At 37.8% G+C, this 17141-nt stretch carries 13 protein-coding genes and 2 pseudogenes; 10 read left to right on the top strand and 5 right to left on the bottom strand.

Translation table 11 applies throughout. The annotated features are described in order from the left end of the window. Positions 1-71 precede the first annotated feature (71 nt). Positions 72-521 (top strand): annotated as a pseudogene (locus Q4567_RS11625) (integrase core domain-containing protein); the annotation flags it as partial. A gap of 803 nt (positions 522-1324) precedes the next feature. Continuing rightward, the gene (locus tag Q4567_RS11630) at positions 1325-2143 is read left to right on the top strand and encodes a hypothetical protein (protein ID WP_303500488.1); all 819 of its coding nucleotides are present in this window, start codon (positions 1325-1327) and stop codon (positions 2141-2143) included. A gap of 472 nt (positions 2144-2615) precedes the next feature. Here the strand turns inward: Q4567_RS11630 and Q4567_RS11635 are convergent, their stop codons facing one another. From Q4567_RS11635 to Q4567_RS11645, 3 genes and pseudogenes are all read right to left on the bottom strand, one after another. Further along, positions 2616-2975: a response regulator gene (locus Q4567_RS11635; RefSeq protein ID WP_303500499.1), complete on the bottom strand. Its 360-nt coding sequence runs from the start codon at positions 2973-2975 to the stop codon at positions 2616-2618. Positions 2976-3041: 66 nt separating this feature from the next. Further along, positions 3042-3371, bottom strand: a pseudogene (locus Q4567_RS11640) (ATP-binding protein); the annotation flags it as partial. Next, positions 3352-3948: a type I restriction-modification system subunit M N-terminal domain-containing protein gene (locus Q4567_RS11645; protein WP_252729257.1), complete on the bottom strand. Its 597-nt coding sequence runs from the start codon at positions 3946-3948 to the stop codon at positions 3352-3354. The pseudogene Q4567_RS11640 and the gene Q4567_RS11645, both read right to left, overlap by 20 nt. A 315-nt stretch (positions 3949-4263) precedes the next feature. On the opposite strand from Q4567_RS11645, the gene Q4567_RS11650 reads away from it, so the two are divergent. After that, a complete protein-coding gene (locus tag Q4567_RS11650; protein ID WP_216049001.1) occupies positions 4264-5097 on the top strand; it encodes an HD domain-containing protein in 834 nt (277 codons plus the stop codon). Positions 5098-5423: 326 nt separating this feature from the next. Here the strand turns inward: Q4567_RS11650 and Q4567_RS11655 are convergent, their stop codons facing one another. After that, complete coding sequence (locus Q4567_RS11655; protein WP_216049000.1) at positions 5424-5660, bottom strand: hypothetical protein; 237 nt, start codon at positions 5658-5660, stop codon at positions 5424-5426. Positions 5661-5893: 233 nt separating this feature from the next. Between Q4567_RS11655 and Q4567_RS11660 the strand changes: the two genes are divergently transcribed. From Q4567_RS11660 to Q4567_RS11675, 4 genes are all read left to right on the top strand, one after another. After that, positions 5894-6145 carry a helix-turn-helix transcriptional regulator gene (locus Q4567_RS11660; protein ID WP_216048999.1) on the top strand — a complete coding sequence of 84 codons (252 nt, stop codon included), beginning with the start codon at positions 5894-5896 and terminating at the stop codon, positions 6143-6145. Positions 6146-6610: 465 nt separating this feature from the next. After that, positions 6611-6865: a hypothetical protein gene (locus Q4567_RS11665; protein ID WP_216048998.1), complete on the top strand. Its 255-nt coding sequence runs from the start codon at positions 6611-6613 to the stop codon at positions 6863-6865. Between the two features lie 73 nt (positions 6866-6938). Then, positions 6939-7871: a hypothetical protein gene (locus Q4567_RS11670; RefSeq protein WP_216048997.1), complete on the top strand. Its 933-nt coding sequence runs from the start codon at positions 6939-6941 to the stop codon at positions 7869-7871. A 304-nt stretch (positions 7872-8175) separates the two neighbouring features. Beyond that, the gene (locus tag Q4567_RS11675) at positions 8176-9606 is read left to right on the top strand and encodes an IS1182 family transposase (RefSeq protein WP_303500489.1); all 1431 of its coding nucleotides are present in this window, start codon (positions 8176-8178) and stop codon (positions 9604-9606) included. Between the two features lie 365 nt (positions 9607-9971). Here Q4567_RS11675 and Q4567_RS11680 read toward each other — a convergent pair whose 3' ends face one another. Further along, entirely contained in the window at positions 9972-10160 is a 189-nt protein-coding gene (locus Q4567_RS11680) for a hypothetical protein (RefSeq protein WP_216048995.1), read from the bottom strand. A 268-nt stretch (positions 10161-10428) separates the two neighbouring features. On the opposite strand from Q4567_RS11680, the gene Q4567_RS11685 reads away from it, so the two are divergent. The 3 genes from Q4567_RS11685 to Q4567_RS11695 are packed head-to-tail and all read left to right on the top strand — an operon-like array spanning position 10429 to position 17135. Then, positions 10429-12120 (top strand): alpha-amylase family glycosyl hydrolase, encoded by a 1692-nt coding sequence (locus Q4567_RS11685; RefSeq protein ID WP_216048994.1) that lies wholly within the window; start codon positions 10429-10431, stop codon positions 12118-12120. Positions 12121-12150: 30 nt separating this feature from the next. Continuing rightward, on the top strand, positions 12151-12579 hold the full coding sequence (locus Q4567_RS11690; protein WP_216048993.1) for a hypothetical protein: 429 nt from the start codon (positions 12151-12153) through the stop codon (positions 12577-12579). Positions 12580-12584: 5 nt separating this feature from the next. Then, positions 12585-17135 carry an RHS repeat domain-containing protein gene (locus Q4567_RS11695; RefSeq protein ID WP_216048992.1) on the top strand — a complete coding sequence of 1517 codons (4551 nt, stop codon included), beginning with the start codon at positions 12585-12587 and terminating at the stop codon, positions 17133-17135. Positions 17136-17141: the final 6 nt, after the last annotated feature.

The following is a 17141-nucleotide window of genomic DNA, read 5'->3' on the forward strand; positions in this document are numbered from 1 at the left end:
GTTATCTCAGCCTACGGCTACAATCAGGGAAACTTTCTTTAAATGTGATCGATAAAAGGGAGGGTTACAGTACAGCTGCAAACACATTAGACTTTATTGACGCAGTGGTTGAAGAGATGACGTTTCCAAACAGATCGAGGTAGAGAGTTTTTTGCTGAGAAAGTTCAGAATCAAATGATGACACTAGGTATTAATTTCGTCCAAATAAACCGGCATCGCCACACTTAAATGGAAAGGTCGAGCGTTCGCAAAAAACGGATAGAGCCGAATTCTACGCAACTGTAGATATTGATTCTGATTACTTGGATAATCAACTCTCTGAATGGCAGCACTACTACAAGTGGAATCGTCCACACGGCGTGCATAAAGGTAAAACGCCAATGGAAAAGTATTTCATAGTCTCAAACGGAACACCTTTCTCAGATGAAGTTTTAGATAACTATGAAATTAGTAATGAAAAGATTCAGGATGCCAATTACAAACTAGATTTAGAGATCTCAAGATTGAAACGATCTCTATGAATCACACATTTTAGCTTTATCAAGTCGAAATGGACAACAAGCGGTGAAACAGATGCAAGGCATTATTACCGCTCTTAGCGAACATAATTATCGATCCTTTGGACAAAGATTTAAAGAAATGCGTTAGCAAATTTGCCCGCTATGCGGATGACTTGACTCTACTTGTGAACACGCCCCTGAGGGCATAAACGCGTCCTTCATGTAATCAGCAAGCACCTGATTCAGCGTTTAAAATTGTGGTTGTGACCACGACCAAAATCCACATTGCTAGCACCCGCTGAACACGAGATAAAGCCTCTTATGATTGGCTGTTGCAGTGCTTTAAGCAATCATCGAAACCGCCAAAACAATTGGTTTAGTTGTTATTCGGTTACCTAATGCACCTGCTGTCGCAGCCTATCAACTTAGAAATCGATATTGAGCAATTCCTGCCATGGTACGTGAAAATAGATTAGAAGGTTATCGTAAAAGAGGTACTTTAACCGTGCATTCAGTTATCAGTTACCTCGCGTACCTCCATCACCGAAAAAGGCGAAATTTAAACTGCTGTTAACAATTATTCCTTGTGTGTGGATATTTATGCTCTAGTAAAAAGTTTTGATGTAGAAGTATTTTTATCATTCGCCAATTCATTTGCTCCAAAGGGTGTATAAAAATATTACCTTTTATCACTGGTTTTAACATGATAACATCCTCACCCGAAATTTTAGGGCGGGTTCTATTAGCTCGATAATAAGGCACAAGAACGTACCCAAATATAAAATTTCTAAAATGGAATATAAAATTATTTAATTGGAGTTGTAATGAAATATATAGTTGTAAGTTTAGTAGTTATCTGTAGTTTTTACTCAAAATTGAGCTTAAGTGAAAATTTATTTAGTTATTGTGACAGTTGCGTTTCGGAATATGATTTTGAAACAAAAGCTAGGTTCGATGCCATAGACCACGGAGGTTCTATGAACACCGTTACGGTGGTTAATCGTCCTGCTGCTCAGCATAAAAAGTATAGAGTTATAAATATAATTACTCAAGAGCCAGGGGTTCCACCTTCTGTTCATATTATAACTCTCGTACCTACCACTGACGAAATTCAAAAAGTAAGTACATTGTTAGATTTGTGGGGGGCAGCTAAAATTAGCGCTCTTGATGTAACAATCCCAAGCGAAATCGCAGATAGTGCCTATGATGTTGTTAAATCAAATAAATCTAATGATGTTATGGATTATGCAATTGAAAATCGCACATTTGAGGATTATCTAAATTATCAAATCTATCAAATAATGGATATGTTTTATTTAACTAAAGATTACCCTTATATATTAGATATTACTTTTTCAGATGGTAGTACTGCTAAAATAAGCTTTAATGGTAGCTTATCGGGGGAGTTTATCGAGATGGTTGATAGTCAAAATAACACCATTAACCAGACATCTACAGCTGTCGCATCTGGTGCGCCAGTTGAATTGTCCGGTGAAACTAACGTAAACAATTACTTAGAAGCGATCAACAGACTAAACATTCCAGTCACGATTAATGGTGGTGGTACAGGAAGTGGTATCTCTATGACTTGTTCATCGAAAGAGACTGAAACTGGTCTTACCGTTACATGTAAAGTTCACTAAGGAGCAAATGATGGGATCTATTGGATATGTTCAAGTATTGTTCGTATTACTGATAATTTTTTTGCCTATAGTCCTTGTTCTAATTTCGAATAAACATTCAGGAACAAAAAAAGCTTTATGGCTTTTAGGGACACTACTTTTTAGCTGGATAGGTTACTTTCTTTTTTCAATAGTATTGGAAAATAAAAAGTCTCTAGACAAGTGATTTATATCCTGTAGTAGAACGAGTTGATATTTTTAAAGCCAGCACTTTATGCTGGCTTTTAATTTATAAGTGAACTGTCTAATAAGAACTCTATTGCGGGCATGACAACCTTTCCGGAATTATAGGTGTCTTGTTTGTAGATACTCAATGGACTGAAGATTTTGGCGAGTGTGTCGATTTTTACCAATCTACTAACGAAAAAAATTCCGACATTGCCTACATTCACTGTTTCTCGAATAATAGTCGAGGTAATAAAACTCAAAATGCCTACACCAAAGTTTTAAGTGGCATAAATAACGCCTCTAGGTCTATAGGTTTACCAATATGATAATCAAACCCAACAGCTAGATACTTTTTTATATCCTGAGAAGATACATTGGCAGTTAGAGACACTAATGGTACATCTTTAGAAATTCGCCGAATAAGCTGGCAAGCTTCGATCCCATCCATCACAGACATTTGAATATCCAAAAATACAATGTCAAATTGTCCATTTTGGAATAAATCGACTGCCTGTTGCCCATCATTTGTTATAACCAACTCTGCTTTGGTTGCTTCAAGCATAGCTTGAAATACCATTTGATTGATCTGATTATCCTCTGCCAATAATATTCGTTTATTGCTCAAATTAGGTAATTCAGATCTGAAAGCCTGTTCGTTATAAATTGTTGTTTCTGCCCGTTCTAGCGGTAACGTAACGGTAAATTCAACACCTAGTTTTAGTTCACTAGAGACGGTGATATTACCTTGCATCAAATTCACTAAATTTTTGCAAATAGACATACCTAATCCAGTGCCGCCAAACTTTCGTGTTATTGAGGTGTCTGCCTAAGAAAAGCGATCAAACAACGTATCAATGGTTTCCTGAGACATTCCAATACCCGTATCTTTCACTGTAAATTCTAAAGCTTTAGCTTCTACAGATATTCTAATTTCTACTCTACCGATTAAAGTAAACTTAATTGCGTTAGATACAAAGTTAACCAAAATTTGTTTAAAACGATTACCGTTGATAAGGTTCAATCACTTCTGTGATTAGCTTTACTAATGCTGAGGGCGTGAAGAACTCACCACCACCTTGACCTTCTGTTTTAGCAAACTCATTAAGGAAGTATTCGTAAATTCGACCGAAAATATCAGAACCAAGGCTGAAGTCGATGTCGTTAAAGTTTTTAAGCAAGCTTTTGAGTATATCGTTTTCAAAGCGAGTATAAGTTTTAGGCAGGGCATCTTTAATTGCTTCGTTATCTGCTTCAAGTGCTTTCATGGAGTTGTTAACATTAATACCGATGTTTGAACCTTCTGGTAATGCCAATAAATTAGAGTAGAGTGCATCATCCGGCACATACATAGCGCCTTCTGCTTGAATTTTTGATTTAATACCATGACCAAATAAAGCCCCACCTCGACGCCGTGAACTGTTTTGCTCTTCAATCATACTTTTTGCGAGTGAAAAACGATATTCAGCATACTTAAGGAAAATTAAGCCTAGTATTGGTCGGGAATACTCTTGCGCTATTAAGCCTGTGTTGGCTCGAAGTGAGTCAGTTGCTGACCATAATCGTTTTTCTAATTCTTCTATCTTTTTAAAATCTGCCATTTTTATAATCCTTCTTATAATTTCCTTTATATAAGGGGTGATTGATTTACATTTGTTAATGGTTACCAACAGCTAAATGTTCTGATAGAGAGTTTTTCTTTGATATTTTGTCAATCATTTATTTTAAAAGTGTATTAAATACAAATGGTTACGTTTATTTTTCATTGACCGCTTATTTTTCATGAATTAAGATTCGGCTAAGTAACGGTAATAATGATGATATGAACTCACACTCCTAATTCTCCTATTCGTACATCAGGCTTGGCTACTTAAGTTAGATTCAGCGTATTAATAGAAAGCTAGACGGGAGAAATCATGGGGTACGATACAAGTCTTAAGATAGCGTTAAAAAATATTAGCAACTGGATAGCGGCTAAATCTCTTTATTACAGTCCAGAGCGCAAGAAATATTTATACGGATTCTATGCCGGCCTAGGAAATTTTGACGTATATGAGTTGCCAAGCGAATATCAATGCTTAATTTCAAATAGCAGTCTTAAAGGCAATGAACTACATGCTGTTGTCTTATCAACATTACCTATTGAGCATACCACTACAGATGAGATGAAACCCTATGAGACACTAATTCGCTGTGTGTTCAGCGCTAAATTATACGGATATCAGCATTCCTGCTCTCTACATTCTGCGATTAAATTTGCCTCACTACATCATGCGAACCAAAAATGTAAGAGTACTGGCGAGCCATATGTAAACCACTTGATTGAAGTGGTGCAACTCATCCAGTTTTATGAATCAAATAGCAATGAAAATATGTTTATAGCGGCAGTTTTGCATAACATTTTAGAAGATACTGAGGTTACCAGTATTGGTCTAAAGTACCTATTTGGAAGCGAAGTTTCAAAAATAGTTCTAGAGCTGACGTGCAACTCAGCGGAAAATTCTGATGATAAAAAAATAGAATTACTTAATCAGATTTCCATAGGGAGTAATGCTGCGCAATCAATCAAATTAGCTGAAGTAATATCTAACGTATCTTCTATCCCTAGCCAGTGGTCGCTTGAACGGAAGTTAGCTTATATAGACTGGTGCAAAAAAGTAGCAAAAGTATGCTCATCTTCATCTAAGCGGCTATATGATCAATTTAATTTAAAAGTACAATTATTAGAAACTGCGGTAAACGACGAATAACAAATAGTTTTAAAATTAACACATGGGCTGACAGTGACAAACCCGCCTCCAAATAGCACGAACCCGAACATATATTGGAGCTTAGCTGCACAGCTAAAGTTGCTGTAGCGCGGGTGAATATTTATGATGCTTTGAAATATATTAATACTATTGCACTTGGCGGTGTTGCTTAAGCTAAACAGCTCTTGAAACTCGGCCGCTTGAGGCCGAGATATTTATTCCCCTCTCTTCATCTCGGATTAGAAAGCAATATCCTTGGCTGGCTTGCGGCAGAGTTTCCCTTAATGCCACAACATCTATAACGTAAATCGCTATCGGTATATGCTTCAACCCCGCTCTTCCTTAGACCTCATCTCAACCCAATTTTTCGTTAATTTATCAAAGTCCTCACCTGCGATTTCAATTGTCAATTGGGAAGTGGTTTTGCCTGAGTTAGATGTGTCAACCCTTATGGCCAAATCTGTTGGGTTTGAGATAGTAATATGCGCTGAATGCAGACCGGTATCGTCCAATGTTTTGAACATTGTATATTGGCTATTCTTATTTCTATCTTCATTGCTCATGAAAAACACCTCGTGTTTATAGTTTAGATGCTAGATATTCATTATCATATTTTGCTGATGGACAAATATTTCAAAATAGGACAGCTAACTTCTTCTATTCAGTAGACTTAGGAATTCTAATCTCATTATCATTTTGAAATAGGCCAGCTAAAATCTGACACAATACTTCAAATTTTCAATCCATTCGTCCCTAATTTCGGGACATCGTACCATGTCGTCATAATAGGGACAAGATGAAAAAGTCCACCAATGACCAAAGTTACACCCGATTGCTTTCTTGGCTTAAAAATGAGCGTATTAAGAAGGGCATGACTGCGCGTGAGTTAGGCTTACTATTAGACGAGCCTTTCCAAACAGTCAGTAAAATAGAAAAAGGACAGCGAAAACTTTTTGTATATGAATATGTGCAGTACTGTGAAGCGTTAGGCTTGGATCCAAAACATGGATTGAAACAACTTAAAAACGGATCGGAATCTGATAGGTGATCATTTAATAGGCTCATAACAATAGGCATTTTGATAGAGTTTTATGGATGAGTAAAAATAAAAGTTATATGGAAGAAACAGCAACTGATGCAGTCTCAGTCTCCCTTGGTAATCACAATGAACAAGTGTACTAGTGTGATTACCAAGGGAAACTGTCGGTCTAATTACCGAGCGACTTTGTCGTAGACAAGATGTCAGTTAGTAATTTTTCTTTCAATTTGTATGACCGTTTTGAGGACCGGCCGTTCGAGTTACCTAATTACTTTAAAGTATGCGATGTTTTTGGTTAGTATTCCAATTACGGAAGATTGGCGACTAAGGACACATGAGAACCAAGAATTTCACTGACGCGAAGTGACGCAAAAACCGATTTATTTGATTACATATAAATACTCTATAACATAAGACGTCTTCATAGCCACCTTGTCGACCATAGACTGCTTTTAAAATCAAAAAGGTTCAAACATGTACCCTAATTACTTGATTGATGACCACCACTTTAGTGCGGCGTTATCGTTGCTAAAAGCAAATATTAAAAGTGAGCAATTAGAAGCTGCGTTGCAACGAAGTACAGCTAAACATGATACTGTTAGGGTTTTGGATCAAATAATCGAAGGTCGACTATCTCTAGATGAGTCAGAGCATTTGCCATACAACGAATACCAAGTATTTATGTGTAGAATTTACCCACATCTGATGCAAATTTTTTTTTGGCGCTAAACTTCGTCACAGCCAGCTATCTCTAGCGGACTTACCAGAATTAACACATTTCTTTTCAGCCACCGACGTATACTTGTTAAATCTAGGTGTTTCTTCCACCAAATTTAATTTTTTTGAGCAAGATAATAAACCAATTGAAGAGCGCAAAAAGTCCATCCTCAAAAGCTATAGCCACCTAACAACAAGTCAGCATGAAAATCAAATAGAATTAGCCGTTTTAAAAGCAATACTCACGACAGAAAAAAAGGCCGTGATTGCACAATGTAACAAGACCGGCTTTTCATTTACATCAGTAATACAGCTACTAGAAAAATCTCTCACTTGTGATACTCCGATGGAATTGTATTTTAGTTCCAAAAATGAAGATTTGGAAATCTATAATAATGTCGTCAGTCCGCTCAAAGAGGCATTTTATATTGGTTTACGAACTAAGGATGCATCTGAGCTGGCAGAAAAAGTCATTCAAAAGAAATATACTCAATGGACTGACATAGAACATGCAGTCGTGACAAATGCCCGACATTCAAATATTGAAATACCCGCACACATGCTAAAGCGCGATCAGCTTGAGTTAATTGCATGCCCTCCCAATTCACATGAGGCTTTCCTTAATTGGTATACAAAAACCGCTCAAGAGAAAGACCTTCCCTCAATATCGCCTACAAATAAAACCAAAGTAAATGAGCTAGTATTGGTAACGAATTTATGCGACAACATTACACGCTTCCCATTGCCTGGGGGCGGGGCGATGTTGTTGAATGAAACAGAGAACAACAACTTTTCTGCCCATTTAATTGGAATGTTCTACGATAAGATGGATTTATCCGTAAAGCGCCAACAAGTTTTTAGGAAGACTATCAAAGCATCCATCGTTGGTACTTCGAAATCCACTGGCAATGCGATATTAACAATTGGCGTAATTGGCGTAATTGGTGTGATCGTAGTCATTGCGATGACATTGTTGTCAATTGTTTCGTCAATGGGGGGAGGGGTTCTTCGACCATGACCTCACTGCTATGGCTTAAATCATATCTTGGTAGAAAACTCAACTCTTGGTAAATCGTTACTTAACGTGAACTTCAACGGTCGGTATTGGTACTCAACCTTGACCGACGGAAGTGAGCGAATAGCGGTAATTGGTTTCGTTGTCTTTGAACGACGGCTTACGACCGAGACTGTGTGAAAACTCTGTCTTGATCATCTTTTGGTCTAAGCAGCTTTTTCATATGATCAATCAGTCTAGTTAAGCCGCCAAAACTGTTTTGTCATAGGGTAAAATTAGTAGTATCACAAACATCAAGTGCGCTGCTATGTCTCATCACATTCAAGACCAAGGACGACAACAAACGACTCTATTTCCTGAAGCACTAGACGATTTTGTCACTGATGATAACCCTGTTCGTGTTATCGATGTATTTGTGGATGAAATCGATTTGGTTGAACTAGGGTTTGAACGAGTACATGCCAAACGTACAGGTCGCCCCGGTTATCATCCTGCAACCTTACTTAAACTCTATATTTACGGCTATCTGAATCGCATTCAATCTTCCCGTAGACTCGAAAAAGAGTCACATCGGAATGTTGAGTTGATGTGGTTACTTGAGCGCTTAACACCCGATTTTAAAACTATCGCTGATTTTAGAAAAGATAATGGCAAAGCAGTTAAAGGGGTCTGCCGTCAGTTTATCGAGCTATGTCGCCAGATGAACATGTTTTCCGAGTCACTGATTGCCATTGATGGTAGCAAGTTTAAAGCCGTCAACAATAAATCAAGAAACTACACATCTAGCAAAGTAAAGTTTCATATCACGCGCGTTGAAAATAGTATTCAAGAGTATCTTGACGGATTAGATAAGCAAGACAAAGACAATCAGCAAACTGAAGAAAAAGCATCATCATCAAAAATTAAGTGGTTAAGAAAACGCTTGGCAGAACTCAAAAAAATGGAGGAAACCGTTCAAGAGCATCCAGATAAACAAGTATCACTTACCGACCCTGATTCTCGATTAATGAAGTTACATCATCTGAACAGGCAAGTTTGCTATAACGTGCAAAGCGCAGTAGATACCAAACATCATCTAATTGTCAGCCATGACATTGTTCAATCTACCGACATGGGGTATCTCACATTAGTCGCCAAACAAGTTCAGGAAGCACTCAATAAACAGGACATCACCGTTATCGCAGACAAAGGTTATTTTAGTCGAAACGATATCAAGTTATTGGACGATATTGGTGTCACCGCACTTATCCCCCAAAGCGATACATCGGGTGCCAAACTCAAAGGCATTTTTAATAAATCGTTATTCAAATATGACAAAGAAAAGGATATTTATATTTGCCCTGCGGGAGAAGAGTTACAAAATCGAATGCGGGTCTTTGATAGTGGCCTAGAGCAAGATGTTTACTTCAATCATATTGCCTGTCGCGATTGCACTATTCGAGCAAAATGCACTACAGCTAAACGTGACCCCAGACGAATGAGGCGATGGGTGCACGAAAAACTAATAGATACGATGCAAACGACATTAGATGAGTCACCAGAAACGACGGTTCTGCGTAAACAAACCGTCGAACACCCGTTTGGCACAATTAAAATGTGGATGGGGTCGACTCACTTTTTAATGAGAAGGTTAAAAAACGTCAAAACCGAGATGAGCCTGCATGTGTTGGCTTATAACCTTAGACGAATGATATCGATATTTGGCGTACCGACACTGATACAAGCAATGAAGGCATAATCGCGGCTTTTTTTACCGTTAAGTTGCCTAATTAAGCCCAACAACCTGCTCACCACTTATTTTATTTTCGTATCAGCTACAATTCTTGATAAACCTGAAACTTAAAAAAGAAACTGCACATTAGTTTTGCAAAAAGTGGGCTAGATCCGGCAAAGACGCAGTTGCTTTAGTGGTTTTCACACAGTCTGGACAAAGAGCGGACATTTAAACTTGCCTCTAGAGTCATATTCCTCAGAATAGTTTAATCGGTTGAACAGTAAGTTTAACTGTTGGAAAAAACGAACGTTCAACTCTTCGGTTTTGAAATTATGTTATAGTCCCTCTTTAGATGAATCAGTAGGATAATGTCTGTTTCACATGATTCACTAATCTAGCTGAGAGCCACGCACTCCAATATTCTCTTCAAACCATGCCCTGATTGGTTCGGGCAGAAAACTGATGTCTGCATCCAGGTAGTAATAGACTGCATATAGTTCGGCAAGATACTCCGCCGGTGACATCACGGCATAAGCGTCAGGCACATTTGCCAGCGTTTGGATAGCAGACTGGTCCACGACCACCAATTCCTTGTAATAAAAGTTGTAGGCGAAAGATCTACCATTCACTGTGCCCGGGTACCAAGCATGTGTAAATAATCACGTAAAGTTTGAATGGGTCAAAATACTTGAGAATAATTTGGTTTATCTATATTGCTCCTTCGGATTAATGGTGATATTTTGGCTCTACGGTAAACATTTGTACCGAAATAAATTTAGTTATTCATAGCACGAGGAAGTCTAACTAAATCAAGGATTTTAAAACGCAGTCGAATGGACTCACTTTATGACTAAGCTTTCTCTTACCTTATTATGTTTATCTTTTTGCGTGTCTTGCCAGCCAAATATCGATGTCGATTTGGCTAAAAAAGATGTATCCGTAGTTAAAAAACAGCCTTTAGACCCTTCTTGGAAGAATAATGTCATCTATCACGTCTGGGTAAGGTCATTCTTCGATACCAACAATGATGGAAACGGCGACCTAAAAGGAATTACTCAAAAAATCCCGTATATCAAATCACTCAATGTCACGTCTATTTTGTTGAGTCCAATATTCGCGAGTCCTTCTAATCACGGTTACGATGTTATTGATTACAAATCGATAAATTTCGATTTTGGCTCAATGGAAGACTTCGATAAGTTGTTGAGTGAAGCGCATGCCAATGGATTAAAAATAATCTTAGACATTCCGTTAAATCATACATCTGACCAGCATCCTTGGTTTGTGAATTCATATTCTAAGGATGGCAGTTACCAAGATTTTTATAGGTGGAACGGTGAATTACCTGAAGATTATGGGCAACCTTGGGATGAAACATCTCCTGCTACATCTGTCTGGCATACCAAAAAAGAACGTGATGGGTATTACTATGGATTATTTGGCTATGCCAGCCCAGATTTGAATTTTAAGAATGATGAGGTTAGACAGCAAGTAAAGGACATACTTCACTTCTGGATTAATAAAGGAGTAAATGGTTTTAGGATTGATGCAGCAAGGCATTTGGTTGAAGAAGGTTCCAACCCACTACAAGAGGATACAGCTTCGAATTTTGCACTTATTTCTGAATTGATTGGCTATATCAAAGATATCGACCCTCAAGTATTTGTCATTGGAGAAACTTTTGCTGATATTGAAACAAGCTCTCAGTATTTGAAGATTGAGAACGGGTTCGATGCAGTCTTTAACTTTGAGTTTTTTAATGGGATTAGAGACACATTAAGTGAGGAGACATTAAAATTAGAAAGCCAAATGCAAACAGGCTCTCTCATCAATCAATCTATTCAGAGCGATTATAAAATGCTTTTGGACTTTAAGCCCAAAGATAAGCAAATTTATACGTTTTTGAATAATCACGATGTCGTCAGATACAAAGGATTGACGGTAAACAATGATGGCGAAGAAAAAATAATCGCGGCCTTGAGCGTGTTTAGTCCGGTCAATATTTCTGTATATTATGGTGAAGAATTGGGTATCTCGCAACGCAATATAGGCGAGCATATATACAAGCGAGGGATCATGCTTTGGGACAAAACTCAGAACGCTGGTTTCAATTCTGGTCATACGCCTTGGATAGATGAAGTGACGCTTGACTGGAATAGAAGTTATCTTCCTTGGTTTGAAGACGCAGTAAATTTAGACAAAGATAAAGATGCTGATTCCCAACTTCAAGACACTAATTCTCTCTTACGTTTCTATCAAGCAGCTTTAGAAGTCAAAACTAATGATACCGTAATGTCTGCTGTTGAATCTGTTTCTATCGAAGACGATTCTGCTCGAGCCATTTATTTAAGATATGAAAACAAAACTGAGTTCAGATTGCTGCTGGCAAATCCCTATCCCAACCACGTTGTTGAAATCGAAATGGGTACTCACACTGGTAAATATGGACTTGAGCTAATCTCAGGCCAAGAAATTCAAATTCCGCAAACAATAAAATTGAATCATGGCGATGTCATGCTTCTGGATATAGCACGCTAAAAGTCAAGTAACCATGGAGCTGATATTACTATGACAAGTACAATTAAATTATTATTCTCACTATTAATCACTTTATCTTTTTTTCCCGTTAATGGGGCAGTGCTAGCACCAACCATTGATGACAATGGAACGGTTAAAATACAGTGGACCAATACAGCAGATGTTAGCCGTTGTTCAAATTTAAACAGTTACAAAATATCAGTTAGAAGAAACGGTCAGCTTATTTCTACTCTCTATCAGCGTTGGAGCTATATCAAGTATAAATACATCAATAATATTACTGTTCCTGCTACTTATCACTTCGGTGTTTTTTATCGTCAATGTACATCCCCGAGCTCCTCAAGTTGGCTATATGCTGGTCAAGCTAGGGTGGATATAGAAGAAATCGATCCAAATACTAAAGTTATTTTTATTCACACGGATTTGTTAGGCAGTCCTGTCGCTGAGACTTTGGAGTAATAACAGTGAAAATTAGCATCGTACAAACAAATACTTATAAGAATGCCATCTTTAAACCACTTTTAATTGCTTTGGCGCTCTCATTTTCTGTAGCGGTTAAAGCGGATGATCCAATAATACCACCAGACTCTTCAAGCGAAGAAGGGTTTGGATCCGTTTTCAAAAGCAGCTACAGCGACCTGCCTTCAGAATCAATTAGCATTCAGGATTTGAAATTAAGGCATACATTTGAAGTGGCTAGCATTCCTTTCTCAAATGGCTCGAAAGTGCAAGTTGGCTATGAAGTCAAAGGGTTCAGTGGTGGCATAGTTGAGCCATTTTTAATGCTGAATGGGCGTGATACGAGACTTCAACTAAGAGGCAGTTCTTCTACTGGAGGTTACTTCAGTTTGAGAGGATTTGGTTGTCTAGGTAACCTCAGCCAGCTTGGGTTAAGAAAAAGCTCAGTAGGTCAACCTCAATACTCAAAACCATTAGGATATAATACTGGAGATATGCCTCAAGGTTCTTTAGCACTGTTTAAAGATAATGGTGTTCTTACATGCGAATCTGCACTACCTGTTATAACCTATCCAGATGGAGTCAAGTTTAAATTTGGAGCTAAACAGTCTGCAAGTGGCACTTCAAACTATTTCACTTGGTCATTGGCAAGTGTATCTGATAAAGATGGGAATATTGTTGATTTTTCCTCTGGTACTTTACTTGCAAATGGTGTTGAAATTCAACGAGTCATTTCTAACGGTAGATTGGATAAATTAATTTTAAAGTCTAGCGAAAAAGACTATGAAACAACTTTCCACTACAACGCCAGGAAAGAAATAGAATCCATTACTGACCCAGATGGTAATATTACAAAATATACTCATACTGGACCTTTCACGGGAGCACCGACATCCATAGAAAGCATTACTTTTCCTTCAAAGTTAAAAGTTGAATACTCATATCAAGGATATTGGGAAGATAGTAGAAACAGCTTAACCGTTAGCAGCAAAACTATTTCCGGTCCAGATATAGCCACGCGACAGTTCACATATACATTGACATCGCCTGAACTTAATTACCCTGGATTTCAAGGACATCGTTCTGTTGTATATGAATACAATGTAGATGATCAGAGCAACGCTTTAACGCAGGTTAACTATATACACAGCAGTGCTGATTTTATGGGAGAAATATACAAACGAGAAGTGTACTTAGGGGAGCTTTTATCAACTGGGTGGGTGTTCAATTCTCGATGGGAAGAGGGAGCTTTGTTGGTCAAGAATGAGGTGCAATGGGACTCATACAAACTTGGCACTTCTGGTTGCCATAAACAGTTAAATTCTCCAAACTACAGTTCAACACCTCATTGCAGAGATGTGCGGAAAATAAAAGAATTCACTAGCTACAAAGCCGATAACGGTTACGATACTTATTTTAAAGAATACATTGATTACTCTTCTTACTTCGCAATATCTAAGTATAAAGAGACTTTTTCAAATAGCACTTCGCTTCCGTCAGATAGAATTGATGAGATCAGTAGCATTTCTGGAAACTCAAGATTCACTCTTAATCAATACCAGCACAATAAAGACCAATGGCTTCTTGATAAATTACAGCAAAGTAGTATCTCGGAAACTGATTCTGGATTTAAGGTCACTGATAAATATGTTTTAGACAACACAACTTTAAACACCAAAGAAGTATATAAAAATGGCTTTAAGACTAGTAGCTTTGAATATTTTAATTCAGGAAATAATAAAGGAGCACTTAAAAGCATCAAATCAAGTATAAATCGAATTAACAGTAGTGAACGCAGAGAAGTAAGTTATAGCGACGACTATAATGCTGATAAGCCATATGAATCAAAAACATATAATCGTACTAAAGAAGAATTTATTACTTCATATCAAGAGGCTGATAGCTTTGGGCGTGTGACTAAGAAAATTGATTATGATCAAGTAACTACGCACTTTACTTACGATAATCTTGGACGACTAATATCTAAAGACATTGCAAATGATAGTCTATTCAACAATTCATGGTTGGATTTGCTGACTGTTTGGGATGATGTTGCAAATACCAAAATTGTTTATTTGTGTACTCTAAACGCAACTAGGAATGCTTGCTCTGATTCTCCTAGTTTCAAAACAACTGAGTTTTATGACGCACTAGGAAGACTTGTATCTAGAAAAACTGAAGATCTATTGAGTTCAGATAGTAACACCAAAGTACGATATGAAAATTTTGAATACAACACTCGTAATCAGGTCACATTTTCATCTTTTGTGAGTTTCGATCCCAATGAAAACAAAGGGATCCGCACGGAGTATGATGTTTTAAATCGGAAACAGAAGGTTATAACTAGTGGGCAAGGCACTATAAGCTACGCATATCTTACTGGGAATGAAATACAAGTAAATGATGGCGAAAGTAACGTTACTACAACTACCTATCAAGCGTTCGGGAGCCCAAGCTTCGAACTCGCAACTAAAATAGCTTCACCCGAGGGAGTCACAACTGACATCGAAATAGATGTATTTGGGTTGACAAAAAGCGTCACACAGTCTGGTCATGGTAAGTCTTTTACCGAAACTCGAAAATACGATACATCAAATCAATTGTGTTTAATTCAAAGAGCTGATGTTGGAAACACAGTATTTAAATACAATCCTTTAGGTGAGCTTGTTTGGCAGAAGCACGGTGTAAGTGATAACCATTGCGTAGCTTCTGCTCCATCTGGTAGCACATATTTTGTTTATGATAACTTAGGTGACATGTACAAGATAAATTATCCAGGTTCTGATTTAGATGTAACATACGAACGAGACAACAGGGGCAATGTTACAACCCTGACTGCTGGAAACATTATTCAAGAGTATAGTTACAATAACCTTAATCTTCTTGAAGATGAAACTCTAACCATTGGAGCGGAGGGCACTTTAGAGGTCGATTACACGTACAATAATCTTACGCATATTGACAGTGTAACTTATCCTGACGGTACTCAAGTGAATTTCAAGCCCAATGGCTTTGGCTCACCAACTCAAGCAATAAGCCCTCAAATGCTTTTTGCAGAAGATGTTAAGTATCATGGCAATGGAATGATTCACACATTCACTTACGGAAATGGTGTTAAACATACAACGTCACTAAATTCTACCAGTTTATTGCCTAGAGAAATTAAAGACGTCAGAGGAAATGGAAACATTGTTAATCTTAGTTACACATATGATGATAACGGTAATCTAAAATCAATTACGGATCGACAAAATACCTCCTACAGTCTAACCAACTTGGCTTATGATGGTTTGGATAGAGTGACAGGTGTGACCGGTGGCTCCAGTATTGGTAACAGCAGTATCAGCTACGATGCACTTGGCAACATTAAAAATTACACTAGTAAGGGGCGCTCGCTAAACTACTCTTATCATAGTTCAAATAATCGCCTGACATCTGTCACTGGAACTGGCACCAATGGGAAATACGGCAATATCCAATATGATGATCGAGGGAACATTAAGCACAACGGTACATTTGGACTTACCTTTAATGCTGCCAATCAGTTGAGTTCTGCAAAAGGAAACAGTTACCTTTACGATGGTCACAACCGGCGAGTAAAACAAGTTGACGGAAATGGCACTCGATATTCTATGTATAGCCAAAGTGGGGTTTTATTATATCAAGAAAAAGAAACCTTCGTTGGAAATGGGACAAGCAATATATATCTAGGGAAAAAATTAATAGCAAAATATGGCGATGTAACACCACAACCTCTATCGAATAGTCGCCAACATTTTCGACCTTTCGGAGAAACTATAGAGACTCCTAAAGATGACATAGGTTATTCAGGCCATAAATTCGATACTGATTTAGGTTTAAGCTACATGCAAGCACGGTATTACGATCCTATGATAGGACGCTTTTATTCGAATGACCCAGTTGGATTTACAAACGTTCATACATTCAACCGTTATGCATATGCTAATAATAATCCATACAAATATGTCGATCCTGACGGCAAAGCGGCAGGGACTCTCAATAAGCTGTGGGAAAAGATGAAAGGAATTTTTACAGTCGGCCCTGTTGATGCTTATCAGGTAGGGATTGGAAAACACAAAGATTTCGCAGTATCTGTATCAAATCAATTTGTGAAATCCCATGGAAATGGTTTGACAAAAGCTCAAAAAGAGCGATTGAAAAATGGAATTCGCCATGTTGCTTGGCAAGCGAGTATTACTTTAGAAGAGGGATTGGAATCAGCAGTTGAGATTGGTAGGCTTCACGAGCTAGGTGAAACTGAAAGCAAGGACAGTAAAATAGATCAACACAATAACATAGTTGGCCAATCAATTGGACAGAACTCCAAAGACTTGGATGAAGTTGTAAGTTCAATTGCAACTGAATTAGCAACAGGTAGTATCATAACAACTTGGACCGATCCAAGAATCAATCAATCTTTACCGAATTTCGTTGGCTCAAATAATTCTTCTTATGGTGGTTCAGGAAGTGACAGTAGTGGTGGCAGCGATAGCAGTACAAGCAGTTGCAGTAGTGGTTCTTATCCTAATTGTTAGGTGATA

The sequence above is a fragment of the Aliiglaciecola sp. 2_MG-2023 genome, assembly GCF_030548145.1.
Taxonomy (GTDB): Bacteria; Pseudomonadota; Gammaproteobacteria; order Enterobacterales; family Alteromonadaceae; genus Aliiglaciecola; species Aliiglaciecola lipolytica_A.